Annotated in this window: 15 protein-coding genes and 1 other RNA gene; 9 read left to right on the top strand and 7 right to left on the bottom strand. The window is 65.4% G+C overall.

Annotated features, from left to right (window positions below; genetic code table 11):
* Nucleotides 1-95: 95 nt before the first annotated feature.
* Nucleotides 96-2,438: a glycoside hydrolase family 31 protein gene (locus HH212_RS01385; RefSeq protein WP_169433755.1), complete on the bottom strand. Its 2,343-nt coding sequence runs from the start codon at nucleotides 2,436-2,438 to the stop codon at nucleotides 96-98.
* Between the two features lie 535 nt (nucleotides 2,439-2,973).
* Here HH212_RS01385 and HH212_RS01380 point away from each other — a divergent pair.
* On the top strand, nucleotides 2,974-3,762 hold the full coding sequence (locus HH212_RS01380; protein ID WP_169433754.1) for a hypothetical protein: 789 nt from the start codon (nucleotides 2,974-2,976) through the stop codon (nucleotides 3,760-3,762).
* Here HH212_RS01380 and HH212_RS01375 read toward each other — a convergent pair.
* A complete protein-coding gene (locus HH212_RS01375; RefSeq protein WP_169433753.1) occupies nucleotides 3,746-5,155 on the bottom strand; it encodes an MATE family efflux transporter in 1,410 nt (469 codons plus the stop codon). The two genes, HH212_RS01380 and HH212_RS01375, sit on opposite strands and share 17 nt — an antisense overlap.
* Before the next feature lie 230 nt (nucleotides 5,156-5,385).
* Between HH212_RS01375 and HH212_RS01370 the strand changes: the two genes are divergently transcribed.
* From HH212_RS01370 to HH212_RS01340, 7 genes are all read left to right on the top strand, one after another.
* A complete protein-coding gene (locus HH212_RS01370) occupies nucleotides 5,386-6,342 on the top strand; it encodes a DnaJ C-terminal domain-containing protein (RefSeq protein WP_169433752.1) in 957 nt (318 codons plus the stop codon).
* A 2-nt stretch (nucleotides 6,343-6,344) separates the two neighbouring features.
* Complete coding sequence (locus HH212_RS01365; RefSeq protein ID WP_169433751.1) at nucleotides 6,345-6,671, top strand: chaperone modulator CbpM; 327 nt, start codon at nucleotides 6,345-6,347, stop codon at nucleotides 6,669-6,671.
* A 325-nt stretch (nucleotides 6,672-6,996) separates the two neighbouring features.
* Nucleotides 6,997-8,328, top strand: coding sequence for an Nramp family divalent metal transporter (locus HH212_RS01360; RefSeq protein WP_169433750.1), 1,332 nt, complete (start codon nucleotides 6,997-6,999; stop codon nucleotides 8,326-8,328).
* 84 nt (nucleotides 8,329-8,412) lie between these two features.
* On the top strand, nucleotides 8,413-8,988 hold the full coding sequence (locus tag HH212_RS01355; RefSeq protein WP_169433749.1) for a type 1 glutamine amidotransferase domain-containing protein: 576 nt from the start codon (nucleotides 8,413-8,415) through the stop codon (nucleotides 8,986-8,988).
* A gap of 108 nt (nucleotides 8,989-9,096) precedes the next feature.
* Nucleotides 9,097-9,684: a type 1 glutamine amidotransferase domain-containing protein gene (locus HH212_RS01350; protein ID WP_169433748.1), complete on the top strand. Its 588-nt coding sequence runs from the start codon at nucleotides 9,097-9,099 to the stop codon at nucleotides 9,682-9,684.
* Between the two features lie 87 nt (nucleotides 9,685-9,771).
* On the top strand, nucleotides 9,772-10,347 hold the full coding sequence (locus HH212_RS01345; protein ID WP_169433747.1) for a helix-turn-helix domain-containing protein: 576 nt from the start codon (nucleotides 9,772-9,774) through the stop codon (nucleotides 10,345-10,347).
* 1 nt (nucleotide 10,348) lies between these two features.
* Nucleotides 10,349-10,870, top strand: a complete 522-nt coding sequence (locus HH212_RS01340; protein ID WP_169433746.1) for a GNAT family N-acetyltransferase — start codon at nucleotides 10,349-10,351, stop codon at nucleotides 10,868-10,870.
* Nucleotides 10,871-11,114: 244 nt separating this feature from the next.
* Here HH212_RS01340 and ssrA read toward each other — a convergent pair.
* The 5 genes from ssrA to ompA form a co-directional block, all read right to left on the bottom strand.
* Nucleotides 11,115-11,473: a transfer-messenger RNA gene (gene ssrA / locus HH212_RS01335) on the bottom strand.
* Nucleotides 11,474-11,545: 72 nt separating this feature from the next.
* Nucleotides 11,546-12,157 (bottom strand): glycine zipper 2TM domain-containing protein, encoded by a 612-nt coding sequence (locus HH212_RS01330; protein WP_169433745.1) that lies wholly within the window; start codon nucleotides 12,155-12,157, stop codon nucleotides 11,546-11,548.
* 148 nt (nucleotides 12,158-12,305) lie between these two features.
* Entirely contained in the window at nucleotides 12,306-13,013 is a 708-nt protein-coding gene (locus tag HH212_RS01325; RefSeq protein ID WP_169433744.1) for an HAD family hydrolase, read from the bottom strand.
* Between the two features lie 48 nt (nucleotides 13,014-13,061).
* On the bottom strand, nucleotides 13,062-13,766 hold the full coding sequence (ubiG, locus tag HH212_RS01320; RefSeq protein WP_169433743.1) for a bifunctional 2-polyprenyl-6-hydroxyphenol methylase/3-demethylubiquinol 3-O-methyltransferase UbiG: 705 nt from the start codon (nucleotides 13,764-13,766) through the stop codon (nucleotides 13,062-13,064).
* A gap of 108 nt (nucleotides 13,767-13,874) precedes the next feature.
* Nucleotides 13,875-14,597 carry an outer membrane protein OmpA gene (gene ompA, locus HH212_RS01315; RefSeq protein ID WP_169433742.1) on the bottom strand — a complete coding sequence of 241 codons (723 nt, stop codon included), beginning with the start codon at nucleotides 14,595-14,597 and terminating at the stop codon, nucleotides 13,875-13,877.
* 400 nt (nucleotides 14,598-14,997) lie between these two features.
* Here ompA and gyrA point away from each other — a divergent pair, with 400 nt between their 5' ends.
* On the top strand, nucleotides 14,998-17,613 hold the full coding sequence (gyrA, locus tag HH212_RS01310; RefSeq protein WP_169433741.1) for a DNA gyrase subunit A: 2,616 nt from the start codon (nucleotides 14,998-15,000) through the stop codon (nucleotides 17,611-17,613).
* Nucleotides 17,614-17,693 lie beyond the last annotated feature (80 nt).

Here is a 17,693-nt window from a genome sequence, read left to right as displayed (position 1 = left end):
AGCGCCGTATTCGGCACTGCATCCAATTTTTGATGCTGGGTATGGGTCCCCGCCTGCGCGGGGACGACGGTGCAGGCCGTTTGGAAATGGCAGGCTTATTTGCCCACCACCTTCACCAGCCCCGGCAGCGAACGCGCCAGGCCGCTGTCATTGCCGGACGCGCTCAGCTTGCCGCTGCCCTCGTTCCAGCGCAGCCTGGTGACGGTCGACTTGCCCTTTTCGTAGTCGTACGACACGCCGTCGTCGTCATACAGGCTGAACTCGCCATCCTTGCCCGGATACACCTCGACGCGGGCAATGCCCTGCTTCGTGGCGGTGGACTGGATGTCGGCGCCGATCGGCACGATCGAGCCGGCCTTGACGAACACCGGAATCTGGTCGATCGGCGCCGCCACTTTCACCCAGCGGCCGCCCGCCAGCTTTTCCTTGGTCCAGAAGTTGTACCAGTCGCTGCCGGCCGGCAGGTAGACGTTTTTCTCGGTCTGGCCCTGCTCGGTGATCGGCGCCACCAGGAAGGCCGGGCCGAACATGTATTCGGTGCCGATGTCGGCCACGTTCGGATCTTGCGGGAAGTCCATCCACAGCGGACGCATGAACGGCGCGCCGGTGTCGTGGGTGAACTTGGCCTGGCTGTAGATGTACGGGATCAATTGATAACGCAGCGTGTCGTAGCGCGCCATGATCGTTTCCGCCGCCTTGCCGAAGGACCAGATGTCGGCCTGCTTGCGGTCGCCGTGCAAGCGCAGCGTCGGCAGGAAGGTGCCGTACTGGAACCAGCGCGTCATCAGTTCCGGATAGTCGTGGTTCTGGCCGACCACGTCGCGCGCGTCGGACGGATCCAGCAGCGGCGCCTTGGTGGCGGTGGTGGTCTGCGGCAGGAATTGCCAGCCGCCGATGTCGTTGCCCCACAGCGCGATGCCGGATGCGGTCATGTTCAGGCCGGCCGGGATCTGGCGCGCCAGCGCTTCCCAGGTCGGGTTGATGTCCGACGACCAGAACAGGGCGCCGGTGCGCTGCGAGCCGAGGTAGGCGGCGCGCGACAGGATCAGCACGCGCTTGTTCGGTTTCCACGCACGCATGTTGTCGGCCACGCCTTCGACGTGCAGCAGCGGGAACAGGTTGTGGTAGCGGTCGCCCGAACCGATCGAGTAGAAGAAGCCGTCCGGCACCAGGTCCGGCTCGGTCTCGTCCAGCCACGGGTAGTCGAAGCCGTGCGACAGGATGTTGTCGCGCGCCTTTTCCCAGAACCACTGGCGGGCGGCCGGGTTGGTGGCGTCGATCAGGCCGCCGGTGCGGTCCGAGCGGAACGGCAGGCCGTCGACGCTCTTGCCGTCCTTGTCCTTGAGCAGGTAGCCTTTCTTGTCCAGCTCGTTGAAATAGCGGCCCGAGGTTTCATAACGCGGCCAGATCGAGATGATCGACTGCATGCCCATGTCGTGCAGCTGCTTGTTCATGCCGTCCGGATCGGGGAATTCGGCCGGATTGATGTCCATCTGGCCCATGCGCGTCCAGTAGAACCAGTCGACCACCATCACGTCCAGCGGATATTTCTTTTGGCGATAGGTGTTGGCCACGCGCAGCACTTCCTGCTGGCTGTCGTAGCGCGCTTTCGATTGGATCAAGCCGAACGCCGCCTTGGGCGGGATCGGGGTCTTGCCGGTCAGGCGCGCATAGCCGGCGTACAACTCGTCCGAGTTGTTGCCGGTGATGACGAAGAAGCTGACGCGCTCGCCCACGTTCGACTGGAACGCCGTGCGCCCGTTTACGCCCGCGATGAAGCGCGTGGCCGACGGGTTGTCCCAGACGATGCCGTAGCCCTTGGACGACACCATGAACGGCACGCACACGCTTTCGCCGGCGGGGGCGTCGTACCAGTGCTTGCAGTCGAGCACGCGGCCGCGCAGGTCGAGGCCGGACAGCGATTCCTGGTTCTGGCCCATGCCGTAGTAGTGCTCGTCGCGCGGGGCGCTGAACGAGGCGCCGACCTGGTAGGTTTTTTCGCCGCTCACGGTTTGCGGCGACATTTCCCAGCCTGTCATGTTGAGGATCTGCTCGCCCCGGGCGTTCTTGACGCTCAGGCCGACCGATGCCAGCGATGGCGCGAAATATTTTTCGCCCTGGCTCGGGGTGCGCGCCGGCGGCGCCGGGTTCACCTGCAGCGTCATGCCGGACGAGGTGAAGCTGTCGCCGCCGGCGCCTGTGGCGTGGCGGAAGGCGCCGTTGTCGGCATTCTTCGGCAGGATGCCGAAGCCCGGCCCCTTCAGCACCTCGGCCTTGTCGGCGGCGATGGTCACGTGCACGATGTTCGGGCCGTAGGCCTCGACCGTGACCCAGGCGCCGTTGCGGTCCAGGGTGCTCATCGGCGCGGCGAATGCCGCCGGAACGAATGCCAGCGCCGATGCGAGCGCGGCCAGTGTCTTATGGGGAGTCAGCCTCATCCAGTCCTCTGTAAAGAATCGAGCGGCGAAGACGCGTACGGATGAGGCGATGGCAGGGATGGGTGACGGCATGCGCCGGCCGGCACGGCTGGGGCATGGCCTCATAGCCGGCCAGGCCGACGGCGCGGCGAGGAAATCGCCGCATGCGGCGCCGGCCGAGCGATTGCCGTGTGGTCTCCTGCGTATCGCGTCCGTGACGGCGACGTTCGCGTTGTTGTTGTGAGCGGCTATTGTGCGTGTTAGCGGTCACATATGCAAACAGTAAATGATTACATAACAAATAAACCTGTCACTGAACAGGAAATGAATGGAATTCGCGGGACCACGCCAGAGTGATACCGGACTGGCGCGACGGAAATCGGGTTGGCCCGCCATTGTGTCCACTGCATGCAGCCGGCCTGGGTGTTCCTAATCACCTTGTTAGACGCTAACATCGCGCTGGGCCCGGTCCTGCGCGAGCGATCAAAAACCTTTCTTGACGTTCATGCAAGCCGCGATTTGCTATGATGAGCGTCATCGACTGCAAAGGCTTTCCATGCGACACACATACTGGATGTCGTTCGTGTTCCTTGCCGCGGCGGCCGGCGCCGTGGCCTTCGTACCCGGCCTGCGCGCCGAGCGCCTGCCTGCCGCCGACGAGCAGTGCGGCCTGGGTCCGCCACCGGACGCGCCCGACTTCGCCGCGTTCCAGGAACGCCGGCGCGCCGAGATGGCACGCAGGGGTTACGAGCACGTGTGCGAGGAGAACCTGGCCCGCTTCGCGCCGCCATCCAGCATCAAGCCGGTGGCGTGGACCATGGCGGGACTGGCGTTCCAGCCGGTGCGCCTGGACGGCACGCCGTTCGCCGGGCTGGAGCTGCTCGGCGCGCAGGGCGAAACGATGGGGGACGCACGTTCGCGCCTGTACCGCAATTTCCGCATGCCCGGCGGCCGCACGCTGACGCTGTTCGAGCACGACATGTCGGCCGACGGCTCGCGCAGCTACCGCAACCCGCAGGATGAGCCTGAACGCGTCAACGGCCTGCCGGCGCGCCTGATCGTGCTGCAGGCCGCATCCGGCAAGGCCGTGTCGGTGCTGGACTGGAAGGAAGGGCGGCGCAATTACCAGCTATGGCTGGATGCCAATGTGGTGCTCGCGAATTCCAAGGCGGAATTGTTTGCGCTGGCGTCATCCTTGCCGAAGTCGGTGCCGGCGCGTGCCAGCGAACCGGAATCGCCGCCGCTGCGCCTCGGCCCCGACGGCATGCCGGTCGACGAGCCGGAAATCGCCGGGGTGGGCAAGGGCGGCAACCGGCAAGGACTCGAGGTCAGGCAACTGCCTTAGCCTGGCGCACCCGCAGCTTCGACAAGCGGTCCAGCGACCACGCCAGCAGCACCGCCGCCACCGTCAGCCCCAGCACCAGGCCGATCCAGAAGCCGGTGGCCGCCATCGGCTCGATGGGCGACCACGGGAACCAGCCGGGGGCCAGGCCGAGGACCCAGCCGACCGGCAGCGCCACGCCCCAGAAGGCGATCATCTGGATGATCATCGGCGAGCGCGTGACCTGGTAGCCGCGCATGGCGGAGGCGGCCGCCACCTGGGTCGAGTCGGACAGCTGGAACAGCGCCGCGAACAGCAGCAGCATGGCGCAGGTGGCCTGCACCGCCGCGTCCGACGTGTACATGGCCGCGATCTGCCAACGGAACAGCAAGATGCCGACCGCCGACAGCATGCCGAAGGCGATGCACATGCCGGTGCCGACCCAGGCCACGAAGCGCGCGCGCACGGCGTCGCCTTCGCCCATCGCCTGGCCCACGCGGGTCAGCGCGCCGATGCCGAAGCTGAGCGGGACCATGAACACCAGCGACGTGAAATTCAGCGCGATCTGGTGCGCCGACACCTGCACCACGCCGAAGCGCGCCACCAGCAGGCTGACCACGCCGAAGGCGCTCACCTCGGCGAAGTGGGTCACGCCGATCGGCAGGCCGAGCTTCAGCATGGCGCCGATCTCGCCCCAGTTCGGGCCTTCCCAGCGCGTGAACGGGTAGGTGGCGCGGTAGGCGCTCGACACCTTGATCCACCATATCATCCCGCCCAGCATCAGCCACACGCCGCTGGCGGTCGACACCGCGCAGCCGATTGCGCCCAGCTGCGGAAAACCGGCATTGCCGAACACCAGCAGCCAGTTCATCAGCACGTTGTACAGCAGCCCGAGCAGGGCGATGACCATGATCGGCTTGGTCTGGTTGATGCTGGTGGTATAGCCGTACAGCGCGCGGTAGCAGGCGAACGGCGGCATGCCCAGGCTGACGATGTGGAGAAACAGAGAAGCGCGGTCGGCCACCGCCTGCTCCAGGCCGATGTGGTCGAACAGCAGCGTGCACAGATTGGCCGCCAGGCAGCCGGCCAGGCCGACACCGACGCCCATCCACAGCGATTCGCGCACCGAATGGGCGATGCGGTCGAAGCGCCCGCCGCCCATCTCGTGCGCCACCACCGAATTCACCGCCATCATGACGCCCATCACGGTCACCAGGATGATCGACCACACCGAGGTGCCGAGCGAAACCGCGGCCAGCTCGGCAGCGCTGACGTGGCCGGTCATGGCGACGTCGGCCACGCCCATGCCGACCGTCGCCAGCTGGCCGACCAGCATCGGCCAGGACAGGCGCCACAGGGTGGCGATCTCGGTGCGGACGGGGGAAGCGGCGGGGCGGGTGGCTGTGGTGGACGTCATGGCGGGGTCGGCGGGCGAAACCCGTGATTTTACTGAGTAATTGTTCGGATTGCGTGACGGCCGTGACCCCAACGGGGCGGCCGATGCCTGGCAGCCGCGTTCGCCTCGAACAAAAGCGTGGTTGAAATGCCAATCCTCGCCCGCAAATATGACGGCAGCGCATCCGAACCGTGTGCCGATACGGCGAGGGCATGCATTACCATTCGAGAAACCGATCCAGGAGCAGGCGCGTGGAATACAAGGATTACTACAAGGTGCTCGGCGTCGAACGCAGCGCGTCCGCCGACGAGATCAAGAAGGCCTACCGCAAGCTGGTGCGCCAGTACCACCCCGACGTCAGCAAGCACAAGGATGCCGACGCCAAGACCAAGGAAATCAACGAAGCCTACGACGTGCTGGGCGACGCCGAGAAGCGCGCCGCCTTCGACGCGCTGGGGCAGGGTCCGCGTCCCGGCCAGGGCTTCCAGCCGCCGCCGGACTGGGGATCGCAGTTCGACTTCGGCGGCGCCGGCGGCAGCGACTTCTTTTCCGACCTGTTCGCCAACATCGGCCGGGGCGGCGCCCGCCGCGGCGGCATGGGCGGCGCGGGCGGCATGGGCGGCATGGGCGGCGGATTCAACACACGCGGCGAGGACATCCACGCCGCCATCTCCATCGACCTGCGCGACGCCTACCAGGGCGCGACCCGCAACGTCAGCCTGCGCGTGCCGCAGCAGGATGCGCAGGGCCGCACCGGGACGCGCGACAAGACCCTCAGCGTCAACATCCCGAAGGGCGTGACGCCCGGCCAGCAGCTGCGCCTGGGCGGGCAGGGCCATCCGGGCACGGGCGGCGGCGCGGCCGGCGATTTGTACCTGGAAATCCAGCTGAACCCGGACGCGCGCTACCGCCTGGAAGGCGCCCACGTCTACCAGAACGTGCCGGTGACGCCGTGGGAAGCCGCGCTCGGCGCCGCCATCTCGGTGCCAACGCCGTCCGGTTCGATCGAGGTGAACGTGCCGGCCGGCTCGCAGGGCGGGCGCAAGCTGCGCCTGAAGGGACGCGGCATTCCGGCGGCGCAGGCCGGCGACTTGTACCTGGTGCTGGACGTGGTGCTGCCGCCCGCGACCAGCGACCGTGCGCGCGAACTGTACGAGACCATGGCGCGCGACCTTGCTTTCAATCCACGCGAACGCACAGGAGCTTGATCATGCAGGAAGCACACATCATCACCGGGGTGCTGGTGGACGACGCCGCGCTCACGCTCGAGGAACTGGCGCGCGCCTGCGCCGTGGAACCGGACTGGGTGGTGCGCCACGTGCATGCGGGCGTACTCGGCGAGCCGGCCGGCGGCGTCGAGGTACAGGTGACCAGTTGGCGCTTCCGCGGCGGCGACCTGCAGCGCGCGCGCCGTCTGCTGAGCATCGAGCGCCACTTCGATGCCAATGAGGACCTGGCGGCACTGGTGGTCGACCTGGGCGACGAAATCCGGCGCCTGCGCACCAGGTTGCATGTGCTCGGGACCGACAAGGAATGACCCCGTCGTCCCCGCGCAGGCGGGGACCCATACAGCGCATCCGAATGCCGATACCAGAGAATACCGCGTCACTTTCCAAGGGCTGGTTTCTGATGCTCTGCATGGATCCCCGCTTTCGCGGGAACGACGTCTTTTAGGTCAACAATATTGTCTTGGACAGATTGCGCTTTCCCGGGGAAGGTTTCCGGCAATGCCGGAACCAACGCCTTTCAACGGCGCATCAGGTTTGTTTCACTAGAGCAACGTTTCCGATTGTTCGATTTCGGGCGGGCACATGCATGCGCGGCGATTGCGCTAGAATCGTCGGCTACTCTCCTGCCCGCCCATGTTCAAGCTCCCCACCACCGCCACCGCGCCCTTCTGTCCGTCCGAAGTCTCGGGCACCGTCACCGTCCCTGAAACCGATCCGTTGTGGAAAAAAATCCTGCGCTTCGCCGGCCCAGGCCTGCTGGTGTCGGTGGGCTACATGGATCCGGGCAACTGGGCCACCGCCATCCAGGGCGGGTCGCAATTCGGCTACGGGCTGCTGTTCGTGGTCGTGCTGTCGAGCCTGGCGGCGATCGTGTTGCAATGCCTGAGCATGCGGCTCGGCATCGTCACCGGCAAGGACCTGGCCGTCCACTGCCGCGAGCAATACCACCCGCGCGCGGCGAAAGGGCTGTGGGTGTTCGCGGAATTGTCGATCATCGCCTGCGACCTGGCCGAGGTGCTCGGCTGCGCACTGGCGTTCAAGTTGCTGCTGGGCGTGTCGCTGCCGGTGGGCGTGGCGCTGACCGCGCTCGACACCGTGATCGTGCTGGCGCTGAAGGGAAAGGGTTTCCGCCAGCTGGAAGCGATCGTGCTGGGCCTGATCGCGACGATCGCCATCTGCCTGTTCTCGGAACTGGCATTGGTGAAACCCGACTGGCAGGCGGTGCTGGCCGGCCTGGTGCCCTCGGTGCAGAAGCTGGCCGACCGCGACGCGCTGTACCTCGCCATCGGCATCCTGGGCGCCACCGTGATGCCGCACAACCTGTACCTGCACTCGTCGGTGGTGCAGACGCGCATCATCCGGCGCAAGACGGCGCAGAACGATGCGCACCTGGCCGAAGCGATCGGCCTGTCGCGCATCGACACCATCGTCTCGCTGGTGCTGGCGCTGTTCATCAACGGCGCCATCCTGGTGCTGTCCGCCGCCGCTTTCTACAAGCCGGGTGGCGGCAACGTGATGGACATCGACCAGGCCTACGCCTTGCTGGCGCCGATCGCCGGCACGGCGCTGGCCGCCATCCTGTTCGGGCTGGCGCTGCTGGCTTCGGGCCAGAGCTCGACCTTCACCGGCACCATCGCCGGGCAAGTGATCATGGAAGGTTTCTTGAAGCTCAAGATTCCCTGCTGGCAGCGGCGCCTGATCACGCGCGGCCTGGCACTGGGTCCGGCCATGGTCGGCGTGCTGACGCTGGGCGACCATGCGGTCGGCAAGATGCTGGTCGGCAGCCAGGTCGTGCTCAGCATGCAATTGCCGTTTGCCATGTACCCGCTGATCCGCCTGACCGGCCGCAGCGACCTGATGGGGCGCTTCGTCAACGCCTGGTGGACGGCGGCGCTGTCCTGGTTCCTGTTCGTGGTGATCTCGCTGGCCAACATGTGGATGGTGTGGCAGGCCATCTTCGATTGACCTCAGGCGCGCGCCGTCGACATGTCATCAAATTTACAATTAAATCTCCACCTAGCTTACTATCCACGCTAACAAGGAGATCATATGCAACAAAATCAGCAAATTTCGGGCCAAGCCCTGCAAGGCAAGCGCGTCGCCATGCTGTTGACGGACGGCGTCGAGCAAGTCGAGTACACCGGCCCGCGCGCCTTTCTGGAGCAACAGGGCGCCGAGGTGACGCTAGTGTCGCCTAAGGGTGCCGGCGAGGACATCCAAGGCTTCGACCAGCTGACGCCGGACAAGACCTTCAAGGTCGAGCTCGACGTGCGCGACGCCCGTCCGGACGACTTCGATGCGCTGGTGCTGCCGGGCGGCGTCGCCAATCCGGACCAATTGCGCCTGTCGAAGGAGTCGATCGCCTTCATCCGCGCATTCGGCGACCAGGACAAGCCGGTCGCCTCGATCTGCCACGGTCCGTGGACGCTGATCGATGCCGAACTCGTCAAGGGCAAGCGCATGACCAGCTGGCCGACGCTGCAGCTGGATTTGCAGAACGCCGGCGCCGAGTGGAGCGACGAGCAGGTAGTGGTCGACGGCAAGCTGGTCACCAGCCGCAAGCCGGACGACATTCCTGCGTTCAACCAGGCGATCCTGGCGCAACTGCAAGCGGCGAAGGCGTAAGCGCAAGCAGATAATTGATCTGCGTATCGTGCTCTATGGGCCGTGCGCCATGCGCCGCCCACGCCGCCTAGAATGGTCGTCTGATAATCGCATGATGCGGAGGCGATCATGGAGCAAGTTACCGCCAAACCCTTGCAGGGCAAACGCGTCGCCATGCTGATGACCGACGGCGTCGAGCAGATCGAATATACCAGCCCGCGTTCTTTCCTGGAACGGAACGGGGCGACCGTCGTGTTGCTTTCGCCCAAGCAGGCCGGCGAGCAAGTGCAGGGATTTAATCAATTGCAGCCGGCCGACCGCTTTACCGTCGAGCTGCATGTGGGTGACGCCAACCCCACCGACTTCGATGCGCTGGTGCTGCCCGGCGGCGTCGCCAATCCCGACCGGCTGCGCTTGAGCCGGCCGGCGATCGACTTCATCCGCGGCTTCAGCGTCGAGGAAAAGATGGTGGCGGCAATCTGCCATGGCCCCTGGACCCTGATCGATGCCGGCATCGCCACCGCCAAGCACCTGACCAGCTGGCCCAGCCTGAGGCGCGACCTGTTGAATGCCGGCGCCGAATGGACCGACGATGAAGTCGTGATCGATGCGCGCCTGGTCACCAGCCGCAATCCGGGCGACCTGCCGGCGTTCAATGATGCGATGCTCAAGGAGCTGCAAGTGGCGGAAGGCACCGATCCGGGGCCGACGTCCTGAATTGCGTGGGCCTTTTCCACGCTGCTATGCAACGAATGCAGTTTTCGCTTGCATCGTCGTCCATCATATTGGACAATAGCATCCAATATGAAAGATAATTCATCCCTGAACGAGCGGATTGCCCGTCATGTGCGCGAACTGCGCGCCGCCAAGGGCATCTCGCTCGATGCGCTGTCGACCCAGTGCGGCGTCAGCCGTTCGATGCTGTCGCTGATCGAGCGCGCCGAAACCAGCCCGACCGCGGTGGTGCTGGACAAGCTGGCGGCCGGCCTCGGCGTGCCGCTGGCCTCGCTGTTCGATGCGCCGCCGGATGCCGTCGAACCGGTGGCGCGCCGCGCCGACCAGGCCATCTGGCAAGACCCGCATTCCGGCTACCAGCGCCGCAATGTCACCCCCAGCGGCGTGGACACGCCGACGCGCATCGTCGAGGTCGTGTTTCCGCCACAGGCGCGCGTCACCTACGAAGCCGGCGCGCGTTCGCCGCAGGTGCTGCAGCAGATCTGGATGCTGGAAGGGCAGATGGACGTCACCTACGGCGCCCGGATGTACCGGTTGGGCGCCGGCGATTGCCTGGCGATTCCGCTCGACCAGCCGAATTCCTTCCACAATCCGGGCGACCTGGCGGCGCGTTACGCCGTCGTCCTCACCACCATCGGGAGTTGAGATGAGCATCACGATTCGCCACGTGCTGGCGGTGTCCGAGCGCGAACTGGCCGGCCTGGCGGCATTGCTGGCCGATTGCGTCGAGGGCGGGGCGTCGGTCGGGTTCATGCAGCCGCTGGAAGCACAGCAGGCGACGGCGTTCTGGCGCGCGGTGGCGCAGGACGTCAAGGAGGGCAGGCGCGCCCTGCTGGTGGCGCAGGACGGGGAGCGGATCGTCGGCACCGTGCAGCTGGCGCTGGCGCAGCCGGACAACCAGGGGCACCGGGCCGACCTGTGCAAGATGCTGGTGGCGTCAGGCGCGCGCAGGCAGGGGGTGGGGGCGGCCTTGCTGGACGCGGCGGAGCGGGTGGGGCGCGACTTGCGCAAGACCTTGCTGGTACTGGATACGGCGAATGCGGATGCGGAGCGTTTGTACGAGCGCGCGGGGTGGCAGCGGGTGGGGACGATTCCGGGGTATGCGCTGTGGCCGCAGGGCGGGTCTTGCGCCACCACGTATTTTTATCGGGAACTGGGAAGCGCATAGGCTTCGGGAGGCTCCGCAGGCGTAGCCTGCGGAGGCGACATCGCGCTGCGATGTCGTGAAGTGGCGAATCGGAGAGCCGTTGCGCTTGCAAGCGCAACGTCGCTTCGCCGGCTTGCCGCTTTGCGGCAAGAAACCCCGGCTACGCCCCTCGTCCGTACCGGACGAGGATTCGATGCTTTCGCTCGTAAGTATTCAAAAACAAAGCCCCGCCGGCTTGCGCCGGCGGGGCTTTGTTTTTGAATACTGGTGGAGGCGGAGGGAATCGAACCCTCGTCCGCAAGCACTCTACAGACAGTTCTACATACTTAGCACTGTCTTTTGATTTAACCGATACGACGGGGACGTGCACCCTGCATACCAGCGAGTTACCTTAAATTTCGGAAGCGACCAAGTAACCCGGTCGAGTCCTAGCCTCTGTAAATGACTCTACTTGCCTTGCGGCCCACCCCAGAGGCGAGGTAGTGTAGAGCTAGCAGCAATTAAGCTGCGAGTGCGTACGAGTTATCGTTTGCAGTTATTGATTTCTGGATGTATTTACGAGGTAACCAGTCCTCGGTATGCCCTGCGCTGCTTTGCAACCCACGTCGAAACCAGGTCGCCCCCCAACGAAAGAATAATCATTGTACTGCAATTCACGGCGCGCTGCAGGATTCGCACGCGCGCCGGTGGCGCCGATCAGCGGTTCTGGTTGGCGATCTGGTTGCCCAGCATGCCGCCGCCGATCACGCCGGCGATGGTCGCCAGTTTCTTGCCGTTGCCGTGGCCGACCTGGTTGCCGAGCAGGCCGCCGACCACTGCGCCGGTGCCGATCGCCATGTAGTTCGGCTGCGGCGCCGGACGCGGGGCCGGAGCGTAGTAACCGTCGTCACGCGCATAGCTGGCATGGTGCTGTACCGGGCGCGGCTTCGGCGCCGCGTGCTTGACCGGCACTTCCTTGATGATGGTTTCCTTGATCACCACCGGGGCCGGGGCGGGTTGCACCGCTGCCGGCACGGCCTGGGCGGCGACCAGCGGTTGTACGTAAGCGGTCGGTACCGGCTGGGCATAGCCAGGCTGCTGGGCGTTCTGTGCGACACCGCCCGCCACCAGGGCCGCCGCCGGCGCTGCCGCTGCGTAGGCCGGCGCCGCCTGGGTGGCAACCAGCGGTGCCGCTGCTGCCTGCGGCTCGCTGTGCGAACTCGGCAGCAAGCCGGTGATCGCGGCGGTGCCGGCGGCGCTGACGACGATTACCGATACGGCGGCGGCTGCCATCAGCGGATGGATACGAGTGGTCTTGGTCGCTTCCATGTCTCTGCTCCTGAATCGTTCTGTTGTTCGATGGATGCAGATTACTGGAGCGGCTGTCTCGGAGATAGACGGCGCGCTGTATCAATCGTAAAGAGTTGTAAGCGCAACCGGGAAAGACAGGCGCCGGCGCAGGCCGGCGCGGATCGGATCACGCCAGGGCTGCGGCCGGATGCTGCGCGGCAACCGTCTCGCGCAATGCCGCCAGCAAATGCGCCGGCGTGTCCAGCAGGAGGTCTGCCCCCCAGGTGGCCGGATCGATCGAACCGCAATAGCCCCAGTTGCAGGCCACCGTCACCATGCCCGCGGCCTGGCCGGCCTCGATGTCGCGCAGGTCGTCGCCCACGTACCAGCAGTGTTCCGGCGCGATGCCCAGGCGGCGCGCGCCTTCCAGCAGCGGGGCGGGGTGGGGTTTCGCGTGCGGGGTGGTGTCGCCGGAGACGATGCAGCCGGCGTGCGCCAGGCCGATCTGCGGCAGCAGCGGGTCGGTGAAGCGGGCCGGCTTGTTGGTCACCACGCCCCATTCCATGCCGGCCGCGCGGATGCCGTCCAGCAGCTCGACCACGCCTTCGAACAACGTGCTGTGCACGAACATGGCGGACTGGTAGCGGTCGAACCACTGCAGGCGCAGTTCCTCGTAGCCGTCGTCGCCCGGGGCCAGGCCGAAGGCGGCGCCGATCATGCCGCGCGCGCCGGCCGAGGCGGTCGGGCGCAGCAGCGCGTACGGGGTCGGTTCCAGGCCGCGTTCGCTGCGCAGCCAGTTGACGGCGGCAGCCAGGTCGGGGGCGGTGTCGGCCAGCGTGCCGTCGAGGTCGAACAGGACGGCGCGCGGCGCGCTCAGGCGGGAATGAAAGGTCATGGTGCGGATTTCACGAGGCGGATGGCGGCGGCAAACGGGGGCGCGACGTCAAGCCACCGGCTTGCTGCAGGCGACCATGTAGTTGACGCCGGTATCCTGGTTCAACGAGTAGATCTTGGTCAGCGGGTTGTAGGTCAGGCCCTTGAGGCCATCCACCTGCAGCTCGGCCTGGCGTACGAAGCCGGACAGTTCCGCCGGCGTGATGAACTTGGCGTAGTCGTGGGTGCCGCGCGGCAACATGCGCAGCACGTATTCGGCGCCGACCACCGCGAACAAATACGCCTTGGCGTTGCGATTGATGGTCGAGAAGAACACGTGCCCGCCCGGCTTCACCAGGGTGGCGGCGGCGCGCACGATGGCGGCCGGGTCCGGCACGTGTTCCAGCATTTCCATGCAGGTCACCACGTCGTACTGGCCGGCTTCCTCGGCGGCCATGTCTTCGGCAGCGATCAGTTTATAACGCACCTCCACGCCCGATTCCAGGCTGTGCAGGTCGGCCACCTTCAGCGCCTTCTGCGACAAATCGATGCCGGTGACCTTGGCGCCCTTGCGCGCCATCGATTCGGCCAGGATGCCGCCGCCGCAGCCGATGTCGATCACGTTCTTGCCGGCCAGCGGCGCGCGCGCGTTGATCCACTCCAGGCGCAGCGGGTTGATGTCGTGCAGCGGACGGAATTCGGAAGTCGGGTCCCACCAGCGGTGGGCCAGTTCGCTGAATTTCTGGATTTCTAAGGGGTCGGCGTTCGTAGTCATGGCGGAATGATAGCGGAATTGGTGCGGCGCGACGGATGAGGCTGCGAAAAAAATCGGGGGCATAAAAAAACCCCGCCGCAGCGGGGTTCTTCGTCCGGCAGCGGGAGATTACTGCTGCTGGGTGTTGCGCGTGCCGACCACTTCGATCTCGACGCGGCGGTTCTTGGCGCGGCCGGCATCGGTGCCGTTGTCGGCAACCGGCTGCTTCTCGCCCTTGCCTTCGGTGTAGATGCGGGTCGATTCGACGCCCTTTCCCTGCAGGTAGGACTTGACGGCTTCGGCGCGGCGCACCGACAGCTTCTGGTTGTAGGCATCTGTGCCGACCGAGTCGGTATGGCCGACGGCGATGATGACTTCCAGGTTGATGTCCTTCAGCTTCGAGACCAGGTCGTCCAGCGAAGCCTTGCCGGCCGGCTTCAGCACGGCCTTGTCGAAGTCGAAGAAGGCGTCGGCCGAGTAGCTGACCTTTTCCGAGGTCGGCACCGGTGCCGGAACAGGCGTCGGCGCCGGGGTCGGGGCCGGTGCGGTTTCAGCCGGCGGGGCCGGCGGCGGCGGGGCGACGCACTTGCCGTTTTCCAGGCGCTCCGGCTCGACGCACAGCGGCGCATCGCAACCCGGGACCGCGTCGGCCGGGGTCCAGTAGCCGGTGCGCCAGCACAGGCCGTTCGGATTGCGCACGATCACGCCGCGCGAATCCTGCAGGTAGGCGCTGTTTGGCTTCGGAGCCTGGATGTCGGTGGTCAGCGGCGCGTACGGCGGTGCGCTCTGTGCGAACGCGCTGCCTGCCATCGCTGCCGTGGCGGCGAGCATCAGGGTTGCCAATTTATTCATATTCTTTCTTCCTTTCGGTAAAATCTTCGCGTTGCGAAACAGCGCGCCCTCGCTTGGGTGTAGGCAGAATATTAACATCTGCATTTGTCGCGTTCGTTTCGCATTGTGAAACAAGCAATTAACTTCTCGGCCATTTTGCCACATGCGCTACGCCAGCACGACGGGCGACTGCTCAATTACGGTGCATGGGATTTGTCTCGTTGTTTCTGCGCAACAACGTGTTGTGAACAGGTCGCAAGCTTGACGAAAGTTTATGACAGGCATGTGTCAATCGCGTAACGAAGCCCGATTTTCATTCGGGAGAGACTTGCCTTCAAAGTGTGCTGCTGATATAGCGCGCGTGGTAAAATCGTTCTTTTCGTGAACTCAAATTTATCGGTTGAAATCGACCGAAACGCCAATGGATCAATTCGCAAAAGAAACAGTTCCGATTTCGCTGGAAGAAGAGATGCGCAAGAGCTACCTCGATTACGCCATGAGCGTGATCGTGGGGCGTGCGCTGCCGGACGTGCGCGATGGCCTCAAGCCGGTGCACCGTCGCGTGTTGTACTCGATGCACGAAAGTAACTATGTATTCAACCGCGCCTACGTAAAATGTGCGCGTGTGGTCGGCGATACCATGGGTAAGTATCACCCGCACGGCGACGCCTCGATCTACGACACCCTGGTGCGCATGGCCCAGGACTTTTCGCTGCGCTACACGCTGGTCGACGGCCAGGGCAACTTCGGCTCGATCGACGGCGACGGCGCCGCGGCGATGCGCTACACCGAGTGCCGCCTGGACAAGATCGCCAACGAACTGCTCGCCGACATCGACAAGGACACCGTCGACTTCCAGCCGAACTACGACGGCAAGGAAAAGGAACCGACGGTCCTGCCGACCAAGATCCCGAACCTGCTGATCAACGGTTCGTCCGGCATCGCGGTCGGCATGGCGACCAACATCCCGCCGCACAACCTGTCCGAAGTCATCAACGGCGCGCTGCACGTGCTGAAGAACCCGGACTGCACGATCGACGAGCTGATCGAGCTGATCCCGGCGCCGGACTTCCCGACCGCCGGCATCATCTATGGCGTCTCGGGCGTGCGCGACGGCTACCGCACCGGCCGCGGCCGCGTGGTCATGCGCGCCAAGACCCACTTCGAGGAATACGGCAGGGACGGCGGCCGCATCGCCATCATCGTCGACGAGTTGCCGTACCAGGTCAACAAGAAGTCGCTGCTCGAGCGCATCGCCGAGAACGTGCGCGACAAGAAGCTGGAAGGCATTTCCGACATCCGCGACGAGTCCGACAAGTCGGGCATGCGCGTGGTCATCGAACTCAAGCGCGGCGAAGTGCCGGAAGTGGTGCTGAACAACCTGTACAAGCAGACCCAGCTGCAGGACACCTTCGGCATGAACATGGTGGCCTTGGTCAACGGCCAGCCCAAGCTGCTGAACCTGAAGCAGATGCTGGAGTGCTTCCTGTCGCACCGCCGCGAAGTGGTCACGCGCCGCACCGTGTTCGAGCTGCGCCGTGCGCGCGAGCGCGGCCACATGCTGGAAGGCCTGGCCGTGGCGCTGGCCAACATCGACGACTTCATTGCCATCATCAAGGCTGCGCCGACCCCGCCGGTCGCCAAGACCGAGCTGATGGCGCGCGCCTGGGATTCGTCGCTGGTGCGCGAGATGCTGACGCGCACCGAACTGGGCGCATCCGGCGGCATCGAGGCGTTCCGCCCGGAGCACCTGCCGAAGCACTACGGCATGCAGCAGGATGGCCTGTATAAACTGTCCGACGAGCAGGCCCAGGAAATCCTGCAGATGCGCCTGCAGCGCCTGACCGGCCTGGAGCAGGACAAGATCGTCAACGAGTACAAGGAAGTGATGGACCACATCGCCGACCTGCTCGACATCCTGGCCAAGCCGGAACGCGTGACGACCATCATCAGCGACGAGATGCTGGGCATCCAGACCGGCTACACCGCCGAGGGCAAGGATGCGCGCCGCTCGGCCATCGAACTGAACGCCAGCGACCTGGAAACCGAAGACCTGATCACGCCGCAGGACATGGTGGTCACGCTGTCGCACACCGGCTACATGAAGTCGCAGCCGATCTCGGAATACCGCGCCCAGAAGCGCGGCGGGCGCGGCAAGCAGGCGATGGCGACCAAGGACGAGGACTGGATCGACCAGCTGTTCATCGCCAACACCCACGACTACATCCTGTGTTTTTCCAACCGTGGGCGCATGTACTGGCTCAAGGTGTGGGAAGTGCCGCAAGGGTCGCGCAATTCGCGCGGCAAGCCGATCGTCAACATGTTCCCGCTGCAGGACGGCGAGAAGATCACCGTGGTGCTGCCGCTGTCGGGCGAGAATTCCAGCTTCCCGGAAGACCACTACGTGTTCATGGCGACCAGCCTGGGTACCGTGAAGAAGACCCCGCTGCCGGACTTCAGCAACCCGCGCAAGGCCGGCATCATCGCGGTCGACCTGGACGAGGGCGACTTCCTGATCGGCGCCGCGCTTACCGACGGCAAGCACGACGTGATGCTGTTCTCGGACGCCGGCAAGGCGGTGCGCTTCGACGAGAACGACGTGCGCCCGATGGGCCGTACCGCGCGCGGCGTGCGCGGCATGAACCTGGAAGAGGGCCAGAACGTGATCGCGCTGCTGGTGGCCGAGAACGAGCAGCAGTCGGTGCTCACGGCCACCGAGAACGGCTTCGGCAAGCGCACGCCGATCGGCGAGTACACCCGCCACGGGCGCGGCACCAAGGGCATGATCGCGATCCAGACCACCGAGCGCAACGGCAGGGTCGTGGCCGCCACCCTGGTGAACGAGAACGACGAGATCATGCTGATCACCACCGGCGGCGTCTTGATCCGCACCCGCGTGGCCGAGATCCGCGAGATGGGCCGCGCCACGCAGGGCGTGACCCTGATCGCGGTGGAGGACGGCACCAAGCTGTCCGGCCTGCAGCGCGTGGTCGAGACCGACCTGGAAGAGGTCGACCTGGAGCAGGCGCCGGAGTGAGGGTAGGCGGGCAGGCGCTGGCCGCCTGCCCCGGTCGTACCGCCGAGCCGCCGCGCGCATCCGCCGCCGGCGGCTTTTTC

It is taken from the genome of Massilia forsythiae, assembly GCF_012849555.1.
GTDB lineage: Bacteria > Pseudomonadota > Gammaproteobacteria > Burkholderiales > Burkholderiaceae_D > Telluria > Telluria forsythiae.
The sequence above is the reverse complement of the archived record's forward strand: the minus strand, read 5'-3'. Positions and strand labels throughout refer to the sequence as shown.